Source organism: Chryseomicrobium sp. FSL W7-1435 (genome assembly GCF_038595005.1).
GTDB lineage: Bacteria > Bacillota > Bacilli > Bacillales_A > Planococcaceae > Chryseomicrobium.
The window spans coordinates 1,419,145-1,434,015 of sequence record NZ_CP151997.1 but is presented as its reverse complement, the minus strand read 5'-3'; the positions used below and the strand labels follow the sequence as shown (position 1 = coordinate 1,434,015).

Below are 14,871 nucleotides of genomic sequence, written 5' to 3'. Positions count from 1 at the left end.
CTCTGTAGATGTGATTTAGTTTCCATAATAAAAGCAATGTCATAGTGACGACCGCTAACGTTATAATGGAGCGAGTTAACGTCACAATGGTCCTCGCTAACGTCACAATCAACGCTCCTAACGTAATAATCACTCAACTAAAGTGTTCCGCTAGAAAGTACTTTTGATTCTTAAGATCTTGCTAGAAAATGCGCTGGGGCCGCTCAAATTGAGCGGCCCCAGTTCTTGGATTTCTAGATTGTCGTTTTCACAGGTAATACTTATCCGCGAAGTTCCGCATTCGCCTGCTGTGCCAACGCTGAAACGACTTGTTCATGCGTTTTCACAACTTCTTCATCCGTCAACGTACGCTCAGGATCTTGATAGGTGATTGAAAACGCAATTGATTTTTTGTCTGCTGCCATTTTATCGCCTTGGTAAAGATCAAAGAGACGAACAGCAGTTACTAAGCTGCCACCTGAACTTCTGATGATGGATTCCAACGTTGCTGCAGGTAAAGTGCGCTCAACCACTAAAGCAATATCACGAGTGATTGCAGGGTAACGAGATACTTGCGAGTAACTAATCGTTGGTTGCTCCTCATCAATCAAGCTCTCAAGATTCAGCTCAAATACATACGTTTCTTTTAGATCGACACGTTTTTGTTCGTTTGGATGAAGTTGTCCAATAAAACCAACGTGCTCTTCTCCTAAGAAAATGTTTGCCGTGCGACCTGGGTGCAAGCCATCCATCTTCGCTTGCTGATAAGAAAGTGTCACTCCAACCTTAGCTGCAAGTGCCTCTACAATTCCTTTGACCACAAAGAAATCGACTGGCTTTTTCTCGCCTTGCCATGCGTTGTCTGTCCAAAGTCCCGTCACAACACCTGCTACATGCTCAATTTCTGTTGGCAATTCATCCGCACCTTGATCAAGGAAAACAGACCCAACTTCATACAATGCTACGCTCTCCACTCGTCGCGCCACATTGTAACTAGCGGCTTCTATCAGATGTGGAATCAAACTTTGACGAAGCGTGCTGCGCTCTTCAGACATCGGCATCAACAATTTCGTAACCTCGGCTTGGTGCAAAGCAAACTTTTGTGACTGCTCATGCGATGTTAACGAGTACGTCACTGCTTGATACAAACCAGCACCTTCAAGTGTTTGTCGCACTAGTCGACGCTTCGCTTGATACGGGGATAATCCACCTGCTTGATGCGCACCTTCTGGAAGAGTCATCGGGATACGGTCATAGCCGTACATGCGAGCAATCTCTTCCACAATATCTTCTTGAATCACGATATCTTGACGGCGTGTAGGTGCATCGATGTAGAACAATCCGTTGGCTACTTCAAATGGGAATTGAAGACGTCTTAAAATGTGCTGCATCTCATCTAATGAGATTTTCATCCCTAAACGCTCGTTAATGAAATCTGGAGACACAATTACTTTCTTCGGTGTTTTGTCGAGTTCGTCGACAACGACACTTCCTGCGAGCACTGTTCCGCCAGCTAGTTCAGCAAGCAACTGCGCTGCGCGTTCAGCAGCTGCCTCCACACGGTTCGGGTCCACACCCTTCTCAAAGCGAGCAGATGCATCTGAACGAAGACCTAGCTTCTTCGATGTTTGACGCACAAAACTTCCTGTGAAATAGGCAGACTCAAGGACAATAGTAGTCGTTGCGTCACTCACTTCACTGTTTGCGCCGCCCATGACACCTGCTACCGCTACTGGAACTTCTCCATTTGTAATAACGAGGTCCGTAGCTGCAAGTGTTCGTTGTTGATCATCAAGAGTGGTGATTTTTTCGCCTTCTGACGCCATTCGAACGACGATTTTTTTCGTTCCTAATCGGTCGTAGTCAAATGCATGAAGCGGTTGACCGTATTCCATCAACACATAGTTTGTCACGTCAACCACGTTATTGTGTGGACGTACGCCAACAGCCATTAAGCGGTTTTGTAGCCATTGGGGTGACGGTCCAACCTTCACATCTTTTATGACTTTTGCGATGTAGTATGGGTTTGCATCTTTTGCTTCGACTTCTAGCGTTAAGAAATCTGCTGCCTTCTCAGAGCCTTCAGCATAGCTGATTTCTGGAAGCTTGACGTCTTTTCCTAGAATGGCTGCTACTTCATACGCTACTCCAAGCATGCTCATCGCATCTGCACGGTTCGGCGTTAGACCAAGTTCAAGAACTGTATCGTGAAGCGCTAGGTACTCAAGGGCATCTGCTCCGACTACCGCATCTTGTGGCAAGACAAAAATTCCGTCAACAAACGCTTTTGGAACCGCTTTGCCTTCGATGCCAAGCTCTTGAAGGGAACAGATCATTCCGTGAGACTCTTGACCTCGTAATTTAGCTTTTTTAATCTTAAAGCCACCAGGTAAACGCGCTCCTGGAACAGCCACAATAACTTTCTGTCCTGCGTCGACATTAGGTGCTCCGCAAACGATTTGGGACAGCTCTTCTCCGCCCACGTCTACTTGACAGATGTTCAATTTATCGGCTTCTGGATGCTTATCCTTCGCTACTACATGACCAATCACTACATTTTTCATTTCTTGAGATCGGACTTCTATGCCGTCTACTTCAATTCCTGAACGTGTAATTTTCTCAGCAAGTTCTTCTAGATTTTCACCCGCCAAATCCACGTAATCGGCTAACCATTTAAGTGATACTAACATGCTATCTCCTCCTACCCTTCACTGCGTTCGAATTGCTTGATAAACCGCATATCGTTTGTATAGAAATGACGAATATCTTCAACACCATATTTCAACATGGCGATACGTTCTGCGCCGATACCAAATGCAAATCCAGATACTTTTTCTGAATCATACCCTGCCATTTCCAAGACGTTAGGATGAACCATGCCTGCTCCTAAGATTTCAATCCAGCCTGTGCGTTTACAGATAGAACAGCCGCTACCGCCACATTTAAAGCAGGAAATATCCATCTCCACCGATGGCTCTGTGAATGGGAAGAAGCTTGGACGCAAACGAATCTCGCGGTCTTGCCCAAACATTTTCTTACCCAATAAATCAAGTGTCCCTTTTAGGTCGGTCATACGAATGTTTTCACCGATGACTAATCCTTCAATCTGCATGAACTGGTGAGAGTGAGTGGCGTCATCATTGTCACGACGGAACACTTTACCTGGACAGATAATGCGGATCGGTTCCCCTTGCTTCTTTTTCATTGTGCGAGCTTGTACAGGAGATGTATGTGTACGAAGAAGCAGTTCTTCTGAAATGTAGAACGAGTCTTGCATATCTCGAGCAGGGTGACCTTTAGGTAAATTTAAAGCTTCAAAGTTGTAGTAGTCCTTTTCAACTTCTGGGCCTTCAGCTATTTCATAACCCATTCCAATGAATAAGTCTTCGATTTCTTCAATGACTTTTGTCAGCGGATGATGGTTTCCAATCTGTACAGGCATTCCTGGTAGAGTCACATCGATTGTCTCATTGGCAAGTTGTGCCTCTACAGCTGCTGCTTCAAGTTGTCCCATGCGCTCATCCAGCACAGACGTTACTTCCTGACGCATTTCATTCACTAATGCCCCCATCTTCGGACGTTCGTCTGCTGCTAATATGCCCATACCTTTTAGCAAATCTGTAATTGGCCCTTTTTTCCCCAGATAAGCCACGCGTACATCTTGAAGTTCTTTAACAGATGTGGCGTGCGCTATTTTCTCAATTACTTCTTGTTTTAACGTTGTAAGTTGCGCTTCCATAGTCGAATCCTCCTTTTTTGACAAAACAAAAAACTCGCCCCAAAAAGGGACGAGTTATCATCGCGGTACCACCCTAGTTATCATGCTCAAAGCATCATCACTCAAACGAATAACGGCTCGGAACCGGCCACCTTTACATTTCTGGTCTAAGTGGCAGCTACCTGGGGTGAACTTCTAAAAAGGGAATGGGAAGTGGTTTCAGTCGTGCCACATTCTCCCTGATCCATTCCATCTTTTTATACTTTTCCCGGTCATGGCTGTTGTATTTTCATTCTCATTATACGAGTCACATAAGTTAAATTCAAGCTTTTTCAGCGAAATGGTACAGGATAATAGCTGTCGCAATGGCTACATTTAACGACTCTGCTTGACCATAGATTGGAATCATCACGCGTTGGTCCACCTGTTCCAAATAAGCAGGTTGTACGCCACTTCCTTCATTCCCCATAAGGAATGCCATTTTTGATGAGGCCGCCACTTCTTTATAGTTTTTTGCGCCTTCAAGAGCCGTTCCAATGACTAAAAAACCTTCATCGGCCAAAGTAGGCAACCATTCTGCAAGATCTGCTTTGATAATCGGCAAATGGAAAGTCGAGCCTTGAGCAGAGCGAAGCGTTTTAGGATTGTAGGCATCCGCACTACCTTTTCCAAGTATCACGGCATCGACTCCTGCTGCATCGGCTGTTCGAATGATAGTCCCCACATTTCCTGGATCTTGAACGGCATCGACTACAAGAACACGTGACCAAGCACTTGGCGAAACTTTGAACTCGGGTTGGGAACAGTGAGCAAAAATCCCTTGCGTATGTTCTGTATCTGCAAGTTCCGAAACAATTTCAGGACTGATTTCTAGTACTTCTATTCCTTCTGTATTCCAATCATGTTGAAGAGTGGCGTGGTCCCCTAACAAAATATGCTTAATCATCCCAGGAACTTTTAAAGCTTCTTCGACTAAATGGTTTCCTTCTACTATAAATTCTTTTGTCTTCTCTCGTTCTTTGCGAACCGTGACTAACTTTTTCCAATGCTTCACAAGTGCATTGCTAGTAGACTCTATACGTTTCATGTAATCCCTCATTTTTTTCTTCAAGTGTATCATATTCTTTTGTATAAAAAAGATTATCAGAAAACATACTAATCATGAAATGGAGGGATGCAAAATGGCTTTTCAAATTCGTGAATCGATCAGTTCTAGCGTAGCAGGGTCAAGCTCAGAAGATATTTATGCAATGGTAGAGGATGCTATTAAAAAAGGAGACGAACATTTTTTACCTGGACTAGGTGTGTTTTTTGAAAAATGGTGGCAGCAAGCCGAGCCACATCTCAAACAAGATGCCGTCAAGCTCTTAGAAAAAACATTCCAATAAAAAAAATGGCCCAGCGTCTCCCGGGCCATTTTATATGTAGTTCAAGATGCCCTCTGGCATGTATGAACACTGACTTTTCTAACAGGACGCCTGCCTGCTTCGAAAAGGTTATAACAATGAAGCTAGTACTGCTTTTTGTGCATGCAAGCGGTTTTCAGCTTGCTGGAATACATACGAATTTGGCCCATCAATTACTGAAGCCGTCACTTCTTCCTCACGGTGAGCTGGAAGACAATGCAAAAACACATACTCTTCTTTTGCCAACGAGACAAGGGCATCATTCACTTGGAAATCACTGAAAGCTGCTAGTCTCTCTGTCGCTTCTTGCTCTTGTCCCATTGAGGTCCAAACATCTGTATAAATACAATCGGCATTGACAACTGCTTGTTGTGGCGAATCAGTCACTTGATACGAACCACCACTTGAAATGGCTAGCTGCGAGATTTTTTCACTGATCCACTCAACGGGTTCATAGCCTTTTGGAGAGGCGATGACTATCTCCATTCCCATGTGAGCAGCCGCAATAGCCAAGGAGTGGGCGACATTGTTGCCATCACCAATGTAAGCTAGCTTTTTTCCTTTTAGCTCTCCGATCACTTCTTGAAGGGTTAATAAGTCGGCAAGTGCTTGACATGGATGAAATAGATCAGTGAGCCCGTTAATTACAGGTATCGAAGCATGCTCGGCAAGCTCTTTGACCATTTCATGGGAATTGGCACGAATCATGATCCCGTCCAGATAGCCCGAGAATACTTTAGCGGTGTCTGGAATACTTTCTCCACGACCTAATTGCAAATCACGAGAATGCATAAACATACCATACCCACCTAATTGCTGCATACCTACTTCAAATGAAATACGAGTACGCGTCGAATGTTTTTCAAAAATCATTCCGAGTGTTTTACCCGCTAATAACGGAGGGCACTTCCCTTCTTTCGTTAGAAACTTCAGGTTAGTCGCTAAATCTAACAACTGATGTACTTCTTCTGTTGTGTAATCGAACAAGGTCAGTAAATCTTTTCCCTTGAGACTTTGCACCGGCTTTATATTTACCCATTCAAGCAGCTTCATCGTGAATCAACCTCCGAATTGTATATTCATGTACTTTGTATTATAAATATACATTGAGGTGTATGTCAATACATAATATAAAAATAACCCCTGCGGTTGTTCGTAATCAAGCAAACTCGATCACTGAAACAACCCCAGGGGTCTAAAATTTAATTGAATTTCAAGTTTTCTACAGTCTCAGCATCCAACTTTTTAATAACTTCTACAATAAGCTTTACAGCATTTTCGTAGTCATCACGATGTAAAATTCCTGCATGAGAATGAATGTAGCGCGTTGCCACACCAATCGCAACAGCCGGTACACCGTTCATCGTTAAGTGGATAGCACCTGCATCTGTTCCGCCGCCCGCAATTGTTTCGAACTGATACGGGATCCCCGCTTCATCTGCAGTATCCACAACTAGATCACGTAACCCTTTGTGAGAAACCATAGAAGCATCGAACAAGACAATTTGTGGACCTTCGCCCATTTTTGAAGTAGATTCTTTAGCTGTTACTCCAGGTGTATCACCAGCGATACCTACATCAACTGCAAAAGCGATGTCCGGCTGAACTTTCATAGCCGCTGTTTTAGCTCCGCGAAGACCTACTTCTTCTTGAACAGTTCCCACACCATATACTGTGTTCGGGTGGTCCTGTCCTTTTAATCCTTTTAATACGTCAATAGCAATGGCACAGCCAATACGGTTATCCCATGCTTTTGCGAGAAGTAATTTTTCATTGTTCATGACATGGAACTCAAAATAAGGCACGATCATGTCGCCTGGTAGAATGCCCCACTCCATCGCTTCTTCTTTAGAAGAGGCACCGATATCGATGAACATGTCTTTAATATCCACTGGCTTTTTTCGTGCTTCTGGAGATAGGATGTGTGGTGGTTTAGAACCAATGACACCCGTGATATCGCCTTTTTTACGAGTTACAACTGTAACACGTTGAGCAAGCATTACTTGATTCCACCAACCACCAACCGGTTGGAAGAATAAAAATCCTTTGTCATCAATGCGAGAAACCATGAAACCGACTTCATCCAGGTGACCAGCTACCATAATTTTTGGTCCTTCAGCAGAACCCTTCTTTTTGGCAATCAAACTACCTAGATTATCGTAAGAAACCTCGTCTGCAAATGGTGTGATGTATTTCTCCATTACGTGGCGTGCTTCACGCTCATTGCCGGGAATACCTTTCGCATCTGTTAAATCTTTAAGCATTGTCAATGTTTCATCTAGCTTCGTCATTATTTCGACCTCCTAAACAATCTACTCCCATTATACGAAAAGACTGAATAGAATGTAAACAATTAGTTAATATCCCGTGTGTTGCCTTGTGTAATTGACCTCATTTTTTGCGTGATAGGCTGCCACTACTTCTTGCGTTGTAAAATCTAGAAGCCTAGCGATTTCAGCGTATCCTTCCCAAATACGGTTGTAAGAAGTTGAATTGATTGCCTGTTGAAACTCTATAATTGCTTGATAAGTAATCAGAAACGCTTGGTTCAAATCGGTTGTGACCAAACCGCTCGGCCACTCTTCTAAAGAATCCGTCAACTTCTTTTCAATACCTATAGAGAGCAAAAAGTGAATCGAATCTACATATTCCTCGATAATAATCGCTTTCTCGGATGGGCCTTTATCACTCCAGAACTTGAAGCTCCGTGTTTCATTAGCCAGCTCCCCTAGTTCCACTAACAGGGCTATAACTTTGCGATCAAAAACATCTTCTTCAATAGCTCTTTTTTGTTCAATAAAAGAATCTAGTTCTTTCTGCATCGAGACTAATCTTTGTAAGTTCAAATTTTTTCACACCTTTTTTAAATAGTTTGAAACCAAATCAAATTTGGTACGTATAGATAATGGAATGGTTATGTATAAAGGGAGTGGTAGCATGATTTTCCGACTTGTTCTTTTAGTGGTGTTAGGTTATGCACTTTATCGATTGATTCGTTATTTAGTAGATCCCCAGCGTAAACTTGATGACGCTTTACAAAGTGAATCCTATTATTTTTATGATGATAGCAAAAATGCTCGGAAGAATTTTTTGATTTCCTACCAAGGCGCTAAATTTGAAGGCGAAAAATACTTAGGAACGACAGAAGACGCTTTTGATGTCGTCTCTATATTTGTTTGGGCACATGATACAACAAAGCTGCAGGGCATGACACGAGAAGACTTTTTGTTTTTAGAAAAAGAAATCCAGATGAGTTACCCGCATGCGGTCATCAGTTGGAAAAACCCAATTGAGCAATTGATGAAAGGCTACAGAGAGTCCGTGTAAACGGGCTCTTTTTTTAGTTGTAGAGGTAAACTAATAGAAAAAGCTGTAGCACAGCGAGCATTAAAAATCCGATACGAAAAGATGTGTGCTTTGTTTTATGACGAAACATTTGCATACCCGCATAAGCTCCTGGTCCTCCCCCGAGTAGTGCAAGTAGCCAGAGTGTGTTTTCTGGTACGCGTTGACCACCTTTGCGAGCCTGTTGCTTGTCGTAACGCATTGTAAAAAGCGCAACAACTGACATGATGATGACTAGAAGTCCGATAAATTCCATGACAAGTCCCCTCCTTCTTATTTTAGTGTAGCAGAGTCTTAGTATGTGACGGTAGAGGAATTTCATTTCCCTAATTGAAGCTAGTGCTGAATGACAAAAAAGCCCCTCTTCCAAAAGGAAGAAGGGCTCATAAAGTTGAACTTATTTGTCCATTGCTTTTTTAGCAGCATCTGCTAACTGAGTGAATGCAGTTGCATCCGTTACAGCTAGGTCAGCTAACATTTTACGGTTAACTTCGATACCAGCTAATTTTAAACCGAACATTAAACGGCTGTAAGAAAGACCGTTCAAACGTGCAGCCGCGTTGATACGCGTGATCCATAATCTACGGAAGTCACGTTTCTTTTGACGACGGTCACGGTATGCGTACATACCAGACTTCATAACTGCTTGATTAGCTACTTTATAAAGTGTGTGCTTTGCACCATAGTATCCTTTAGCTAATTTAATGACTTTTTTACGACGCTGACGCGTTACTGATCCACCTTTTACACGTGGCATATTAAACAACCTCCTGCTATTTCATTTATAGTCGAATTATTTCATGTACGTTAATAATGTACGGATGCGCTTGTAGTCACCTGAAGAAACTACTTTAAGCTTACGAAGTTTGCGCTTAGCTTTTGTAGATTTGTTTCCAAATAAGTGGCTACCATATGCACGATCGTGCTTAAGTTTACCAGTTCCCGTTTTCTTGAAGCGCTTAGCTGCTCCACGGTGAGTTTTCATTTTCGGCATGTCGAATTCCTCCTAAACAATTTCTAAAGGCTTATTTCTCGTTCTTTGGCGCTAAAACCAAGAACATGCTGCGTCCGTCCATTTTTGGCTTCTGCTCTACAGTAGAAACCTCTGCACATGCTTCAGCAAAACGATCAAGGACACGTTGTCCAATCTCTTTATGCGTGATGGCACGGCCTTTGAATCGGATCGATGCTTTCACTTTGTCCCCTTTTTCAAGGAACTTGATGGCATTACGAAGTTTCGTTTGGAAATCATGCTCATCGATAGAAGGGCTCAAACGAACCTCTTTTAATACGACGATTTTTTGATTTTTACGAATCTCGCGATCTTTTTTCTGCTGTTCGAACTTGAATTTACCATAATCCATGATACGAGCAACAGGTGGCTTGGCTTGAGGGGCCACAAGGACAAGGTCTAAGTTAACGCGAGCAGCAATCTCGAGCGCTTCATTACGTGTTTTAAGTCCAAGTTGATCACCATTTTGGTCAATTACACGAATTTCTCTAGCACGGATGCCTTCGTTTACATACATGTCTTTGCTAATAATAATCCACCTCCAAATAGTATCGCGAATACAAAGTCGGGTATGAAGTGCAGTTGCTATTCACAACTTGTACCCATATAAAAAGCGGGCAGACATCTCTGTCTGCCCGCCGCTATACGACATGCAAAATTGCATGTGAAAGTCGTTCTTGTGCGAACCAGTCAACAATGTGTCGAACAGGTGAGAAGCGGGCAGCCTCTTCTTATACCACAAACATGTATTCAATAACCTTATTAACTATAGCACCGGGTCAATCAATTGTCAACAGATGATTGCACTTCTTTCACAATATGCGCTAAGAACGCTTCAAATGCCATACTATCTGATTTTTGTTCCCCGTATTTGCGGACATTTACTTCTCCCGCGTCTTTTTCTTTATCCCCTAGTACCAGCATGTAAGGAATTTTTTGCATTTGTGCTTCACGAATCTTATATCCTAGTTTCTCTTCGCGATCATCGATGTGTACACGGAAGCCTTTTGATTTGAACTTCTCTTCAAGCTGCTTCGCATAGTCATGATGCACTTCGTTTGAAACTGGAATGATCTGCACTTGCACAGGAGCTAACCATGTTGGGAATGCTCCTTTGTACTCTTCAATCAAGAAAGCAACAAAACGTTCCATAGTAGAAACGACACCACGGTGGATAACGACTGGGCGATGTTGTTTGCCGTCTTCTCCAATGTAGTTCAGGTCAAAACGTTCTGGTAGTAGGAAATCAAGTTGTGCAGTTGACAGTGTCTCTTCTTTTCCAAGAGCTGTCTTCACCATCACATCAAGCTTTGGACCATAGAAGGCTGCTTCTCCTTCAGCCTCATAGTAATCAAGACCAAGCTCATCCATCGCCTCTTTCAACATCCCTTGCGCACGTTCCCACATTTGATCGTCGTCGAAGTATTTCTCTGTATCAGCCGGGTCACGGTAAGATAGACGGAACGAGTACTCATCTAAGTTGAAATCTTTGTACACTTCAAGGATTAACTGAACTACACGCTTGAATTCTTCTTTGATCTGGTCCGGACGAACAAAGATGTGCGCGTCATTTAGTGTCATTCCGCGAACGCGTTGCAGGCCAGATAAAGCTCCTGACATTTCATATCGGTGCATAGTCCCAAGCTCCGCGATACGAATCGGCAAGTTTCTATAAGAATGAATGCCGTTTTTGTAGATCATCATGTGGTGAGGACAGTTCATAGGACGAAGGACCAGCTCTTCATTGTCCATTGCCATAACCGGGAACATGTTTTCTTGGTAGTGATCCCAGTGACCACTTGTCTTGTACAGTTCAACACTAGCCATAATTGGTGTGTAAACGTGGTCATACCCAAGCTGTACTTCTTTGTCGACGATATAGCGTTCAATGATGCGGCGGATTGTTGCTCCTTTTGGAAGCCACAACGGTAGTCCTTGACCTACTTTTTGACTGTTCATGAATAGATCTAATTCTTTCCCAATTTTACGGTGGTCACGCTCTTTCGCTTCTTCTAAAAGACGAAGATGCTCTTTCAAATCTTCTTTTGTGAAGAAAGCCGTTCCGTAAATGCGTTGTAGCATTTTGTTATCGCTGTTCCCTCTCCAATAAGCCCCAGCAACACTTAGCAATTTGAATTCTTTCAACTTTCCAGTTGAGGGTACGTGAACGCCACGGCACAGATCAAAGAATTCTCCTTGCTCATAAATAGATACCTGCTCATCTGCCGGAATAGCTTCTAATAGTTCTAATTTATAAGGATCTTCAATTTCAGAAAAACGTGCATACGCCTCGTCTCGAGAAACGTCATGGCGAGTGATTGCCACATTTTCATTGATGATCTTTTTCATTTCTTTTTCAATCACAAGCAAGTCTTCTGAAGTAATTGGTTGTTCAGAATCGATGTCGTAGTAGAAACCGCCTTCGATTACTGGACCTACTCCAAGCTTAGCATCTGGGTACAGACGTTTCACCGCTTGTGCAAGTAGGTGAGCCGATGAGTGACGCAGGATTTCTAAAGCATCCGGTGCATCTGGTGTGATGATTTCCATTTTTCCCCCTTCAGCAAGAGGTGCTTTCAAATCTACAAGGTTGCCGTCAATTTTTGCAGCAAGTGCCTTTTTGCGAAGGCCTGGGCTGATGGATTGCGCAACATCTTCCATTGTTGTGCCAAGAGCAAACTCCTTCACTGCGCCGTCTGGATAAATGAGTTGAATAGTTTCTGACATACGAATCTCTCCTTTTTGAATGGTGCAGAACGCAAAAAATCCCCGTCCCAATAAAGGGACGAGGAATAAATTCGTGGTTCCACCCTTCTTCTGTTTGCACGGATGCAAACGAAGCTCTACATCGGGTAACGGCCGGTGCCGGTATGCATTGGTTTGCATACTGTTCAGAGGTGGTAAATCAGTGGTCTCCATAAGAAGCTTTCAGCCTTGGCTTCTCTCTCTAAGATGGTACCTTTCCTAATTCGTGTCCTCATCACTACATGTAACGTAATTATGAAAATTAGTATACCGATACTAGCGGTATTTCGCAACCTTTATTTTAAAATGACTTCGGGACGTTTGAGCGGTGTGCCTAACATATCGCAAGGTCGTCCGATTTTTGAAATTTTCCCTTTATCAAGCCGAACGATTCGGTCAGCTATCGTATGCGCATCGTCTTCATCATGTGTCACGAATATCGATGTGATCTGCGCTCGTTTTAAAATGGAATACAATTCTTCTCGAATTTTGTATTGCAGTTCTTTATCCAAATTTGAAAAAGGCTCGTCCAACAACAACAATTTAGGTTTTGGAGCTAAAGCACGTGCAAGTGCAATACGTTGTTGTTGACCACCACTCAGCTGATGGGGATAGCGTTTTTTATACTCGCCCATTTCCACTAAATCCAGTACTTCATTGGCACGTTGGAGACGATCTTTTCGTGGCATCTTACTCAGCCCAAATTTCACATTATCCAACACTGTCATATGAGGGAACAAAGCATAATCTTGAAACACAAGACCTATCCCCCGTCGTTCCGGTTGGACAAAGTGATTTCCGTCAAACATGGTTTCATCGAACAATTGAAAAGCACCTTTATCCGGAATTTCAAGCCCTGCCAGTATGCGCAACATCGTACTCTTCCCACTACCACTGCGACCTAGAATGGAAATGACTTCTCCTGTTTCAATCGACATCGAGAAATGGTCAATTGCTAGGTCATTGCTGTTGCGATAAGAAAAACACACATCTTTGATTTCAATTGTCATTTGGCATCCTCCTTATCGAGCAATCTGTAAAAGATAAAGATGGCAAGGGCACTCATCGCAATGATGATGATGGACGGTTGACTTGCCTGCATGATTTTTTCGTCACTGGCATATTGGAACGCTTTTGTTGCAAGCGTATCAAAATTAAACGGGCGTAAAATAAGCGTCAACGGGATTTCTTTCATAATATCAACAAATACTAAGATAAATCCAGAAATGATAGCTCCTTTTAACAGCGGGATATCAACTTTAAAGAATGTTTTGGTCACAGATGCCCCAAGCATTCGAGAAGCCAGGCTAAAATTGACCCCTATCTTGTCGTAACCTGATTCAATGGCATTGTAGCCGATTGCAAAGAAGCGAACGATATACGCCACAATTAACATAACGACACTGGTACTCAACACGAGTGATGTACTGAAGCCCCATGCTTGATAAAGAGGAATCAATTGTAGATCCAACCAGATAAACATGGTGACGATTGCCACAGCAATAACGGCACCTGGAATCGAGTACCCTACAATCGTGAACTTAGGTAAAATCTTGCCGATACGACCGCGTGTGAAGCGTTGGAAGTTTCCAACAATCAACGCACCTGTCACAATAACCAAGGCAGCAGCACCCGCTACATACACGGAATTACGAATGTATGTTGTAAATTCCGAATTCGGAATCGAGCCCCACGTCAACACGAACCAATCGATTAGTTGAAGGACAGGGATTAAAAATGCCAGACTGAAAATAAACGTTACATAACCAAATGCGCCCCATTTTCGGAAACCCGTCAAACGCACTTTTGGTAAAGGATTTACTTTGGTATTGGAATAACTGAACTGTTTAGTCCCACGTAACAGCTTTTCAATGACAAGCATCAGCACAACAAATGTCATCAAGGAACCTGCAAGCTTGATAGCCGCATCGATATCACCAAGACCAAACCACGTTTGGAAGATCGCTGTACTAAATGTTTGAATGCCGTAATACTTCACAACTCCGTAATCATTCAACACTTCTAGGGACACTAAGCTCACTCCCCCAATAATTGCGGCCCGTGAAATAGGTAGCACGACTTGAAGAAAAATAGCCCAGTGGCCTTTTCCAAGTAGTTTGGCGCTCTCAACGAGTGAAGCGGCTTGTTGAGATAAGAACACTCGCGTAATGGTGTACACATAGGGATATAAAAACATCGTGTAAATAAAGATGGCGCCAGGGATATTCATAATATCAAAGAAGCGTTGATCCACTTGAACATCGAATACATTTCGAAGTGTCGACTGGATTACTCCTGTATAACTCACCATTCCCGAGTAAGTATACGCCGCAATAAATGGCGGAATCGATAGTGGCAAGATGAGTGCCCATTTGTAAAAGCGACTTAACGGAAATTCGTATTGAGCAATCAGCCAAGCAAGGCTAGTCCCAATCACGATCGTTCCGAGTGCTGTATAAAAGACGAGTAAGAAAGTAGTCTCCATGTAGTTCCATAACATGTATTCTTTAATATGCTCCCAGTTTTCACTAGTTGGTGCCAGCAGACCGCTAACAATTGGCAACATAGGCGACAGTAAGGAAAGAACGATGATTACAGAAAGAATGGTCCAACCGTTTAAGTAATAGGAAAATTTTCTCAAGTGGCGTCAGGCCCTTCTAAAATCC

General features: G+C 42.9%; 15 protein-coding genes and 2 other annotated features. Of the genes, 2 read left to right on the top strand and 13 right to left on the bottom strand.

What is annotated here, in order from left to right:
• Positions 1-260: 260 nt before the first annotated feature.
• From pheT to MKY84_RS07255, 3 genes are all read right to left on the bottom strand, one after another.
• On the bottom strand, positions 261-2,669 hold the full coding sequence (gene pheT, locus MKY84_RS07265; RefSeq protein WP_342525147.1) for a phenylalanine--tRNA ligase subunit beta: 2,409 nt from the start codon (positions 2,667-2,669) through the stop codon (positions 261-263).
• 11 nt (positions 2,670-2,680) lie between these two features.
• Positions 2,681-3,718 (bottom strand): phenylalanine--tRNA ligase subunit alpha, encoded by a 1,038-nt coding sequence (pheS, locus tag MKY84_RS07260; RefSeq protein WP_342525146.1) that lies wholly within the window; start codon positions 3,716-3,718, stop codon positions 2,681-2,683.
• Between the two features lie 42 nt (positions 3,719-3,760).
• Positions 3,761-3,982: a binding site (T-box leader), on the bottom strand.
• Between the two features lie 37 nt (positions 3,983-4,019).
• On the bottom strand, positions 4,020-4,784 hold the full coding sequence (locus tag MKY84_RS07255; RefSeq protein WP_342525144.1) for an RNA methyltransferase: 765 nt from the start codon (positions 4,782-4,784) through the stop codon (positions 4,020-4,022).
• Positions 4,785-4,878: 94 nt separating this feature from the next.
• Here MKY84_RS07255 and sspI point away from each other — a divergent pair, with 94 nt between their 5' ends.
• Complete coding sequence (gene sspI, locus MKY84_RS07250) at positions 4,879-5,085, top strand: small acid-soluble spore protein SspI (RefSeq protein WP_342525143.1); 207 nt, start codon at positions 4,879-4,881, stop codon at positions 5,083-5,085.
• A gap of 108 nt (positions 5,086-5,193) precedes the next feature.
• Here sspI and argF read toward each other — a convergent pair whose 3' ends face one another.
• From argF to MKY84_RS07235, 3 genes are all read right to left on the bottom strand, one after another.
• Entirely contained in the window at positions 5,194-6,156 is a 963-nt protein-coding gene (argF, locus tag MKY84_RS07245) for an ornithine carbamoyltransferase (RefSeq protein ID WP_342525142.1), read from the bottom strand.
• A 149-nt stretch (positions 6,157-6,305) separates the two neighbouring features.
• Entirely contained in the window at positions 6,306-7,394 is a 1,089-nt protein-coding gene (locus tag MKY84_RS07240; protein ID WP_342525141.1) for a M42 family metallopeptidase, read from the bottom strand.
• A 66-nt stretch (positions 7,395-7,460) separates the two neighbouring features.
• Positions 7,461-7,949, bottom strand: a complete 489-nt coding sequence (locus tag MKY84_RS07235; protein ID WP_342525140.1) for a dUTP diphosphatase — start codon at positions 7,947-7,949, stop codon at positions 7,461-7,463.
• Between the two features lie 91 nt (positions 7,950-8,040).
• Between MKY84_RS07235 and MKY84_RS07230 the strand changes: the two genes are divergently transcribed.
• Complete coding sequence (locus MKY84_RS07230; RefSeq protein ID WP_342525139.1) at positions 8,041-8,430, top strand: sigma-w pathway protein ysdB; 390 nt, start codon at positions 8,041-8,043, stop codon at positions 8,428-8,430.
• A 13-nt stretch (positions 8,431-8,443) separates the two neighbouring features.
• Here the strand turns inward: MKY84_RS07230 and MKY84_RS07225 are convergent, their stop codons facing one another.
• The 7 genes from MKY84_RS07225 to MKY84_RS07195 all read right to left on the bottom strand — a co-directional run bounded on the left by MKY84_RS07225 (position 8,444) and on the right by MKY84_RS07195 (position 14,771).
• Positions 8,444-8,704 carry a DUF1294 domain-containing protein gene (locus MKY84_RS07225; RefSeq protein WP_342525136.1) on the bottom strand — a complete coding sequence of 87 codons (261 nt, stop codon included), beginning with the start codon at positions 8,702-8,704 and terminating at the stop codon, positions 8,444-8,446.
• A 141-nt stretch (positions 8,705-8,845) separates the two neighbouring features.
• Entirely contained in the window at positions 8,846-9,205 is a 360-nt protein-coding gene (gene rplT, locus MKY84_RS07220; protein ID WP_342525134.1) for a 50S ribosomal protein L20, read from the bottom strand.
• Between the two features lie 36 nt (positions 9,206-9,241).
• On the bottom strand, positions 9,242-9,442 hold the full coding sequence (gene rpmI / locus MKY84_RS07215) for a 50S ribosomal protein L35 (protein WP_094944135.1): 201 nt from the start codon (positions 9,440-9,442) through the stop codon (positions 9,242-9,244).
• A gap of 31 nt (positions 9,443-9,473) precedes the next feature.
• Complete coding sequence (gene infC / locus MKY84_RS07210; protein WP_342528864.1) at positions 9,474-9,992, bottom strand: translation initiation factor IF-3; 519 nt, start codon at positions 9,990-9,992, stop codon at positions 9,474-9,476.
• 67 nt (positions 9,993-10,059) lie between these two features.
• Positions 10,060-10,199: a sequence feature (ribosomal protein L20 leader region), on the bottom strand.
• Positions 10,200-10,243: 44 nt separating this feature from the next.
• On the bottom strand, positions 10,244-12,187 hold the full coding sequence (thrS, locus tag MKY84_RS07205) for a threonine--tRNA ligase (protein ID WP_342525131.1): 1,944 nt from the start codon (positions 12,185-12,187) through the stop codon (positions 10,244-10,246).
• 314 nt (positions 12,188-12,501) lie between these two features.
• On the bottom strand, positions 12,502-13,215 hold the full coding sequence (locus MKY84_RS07200) for an ABC transporter ATP-binding protein (RefSeq protein WP_342525130.1): 714 nt from the start codon (positions 13,213-13,215) through the stop codon (positions 12,502-12,504).
• Positions 13,212-14,771, bottom strand: a complete 1,560-nt coding sequence (locus tag MKY84_RS07195) for an iron ABC transporter permease (protein WP_342528863.1) — start codon at positions 14,769-14,771, stop codon at positions 13,212-13,214. Before MKY84_RS07195 ends, MKY84_RS07200 begins: the two co-directional genes overlap by 4 nt.
• Between the last annotated feature and the right edge of the window lie 100 nt (positions 14,772-14,871).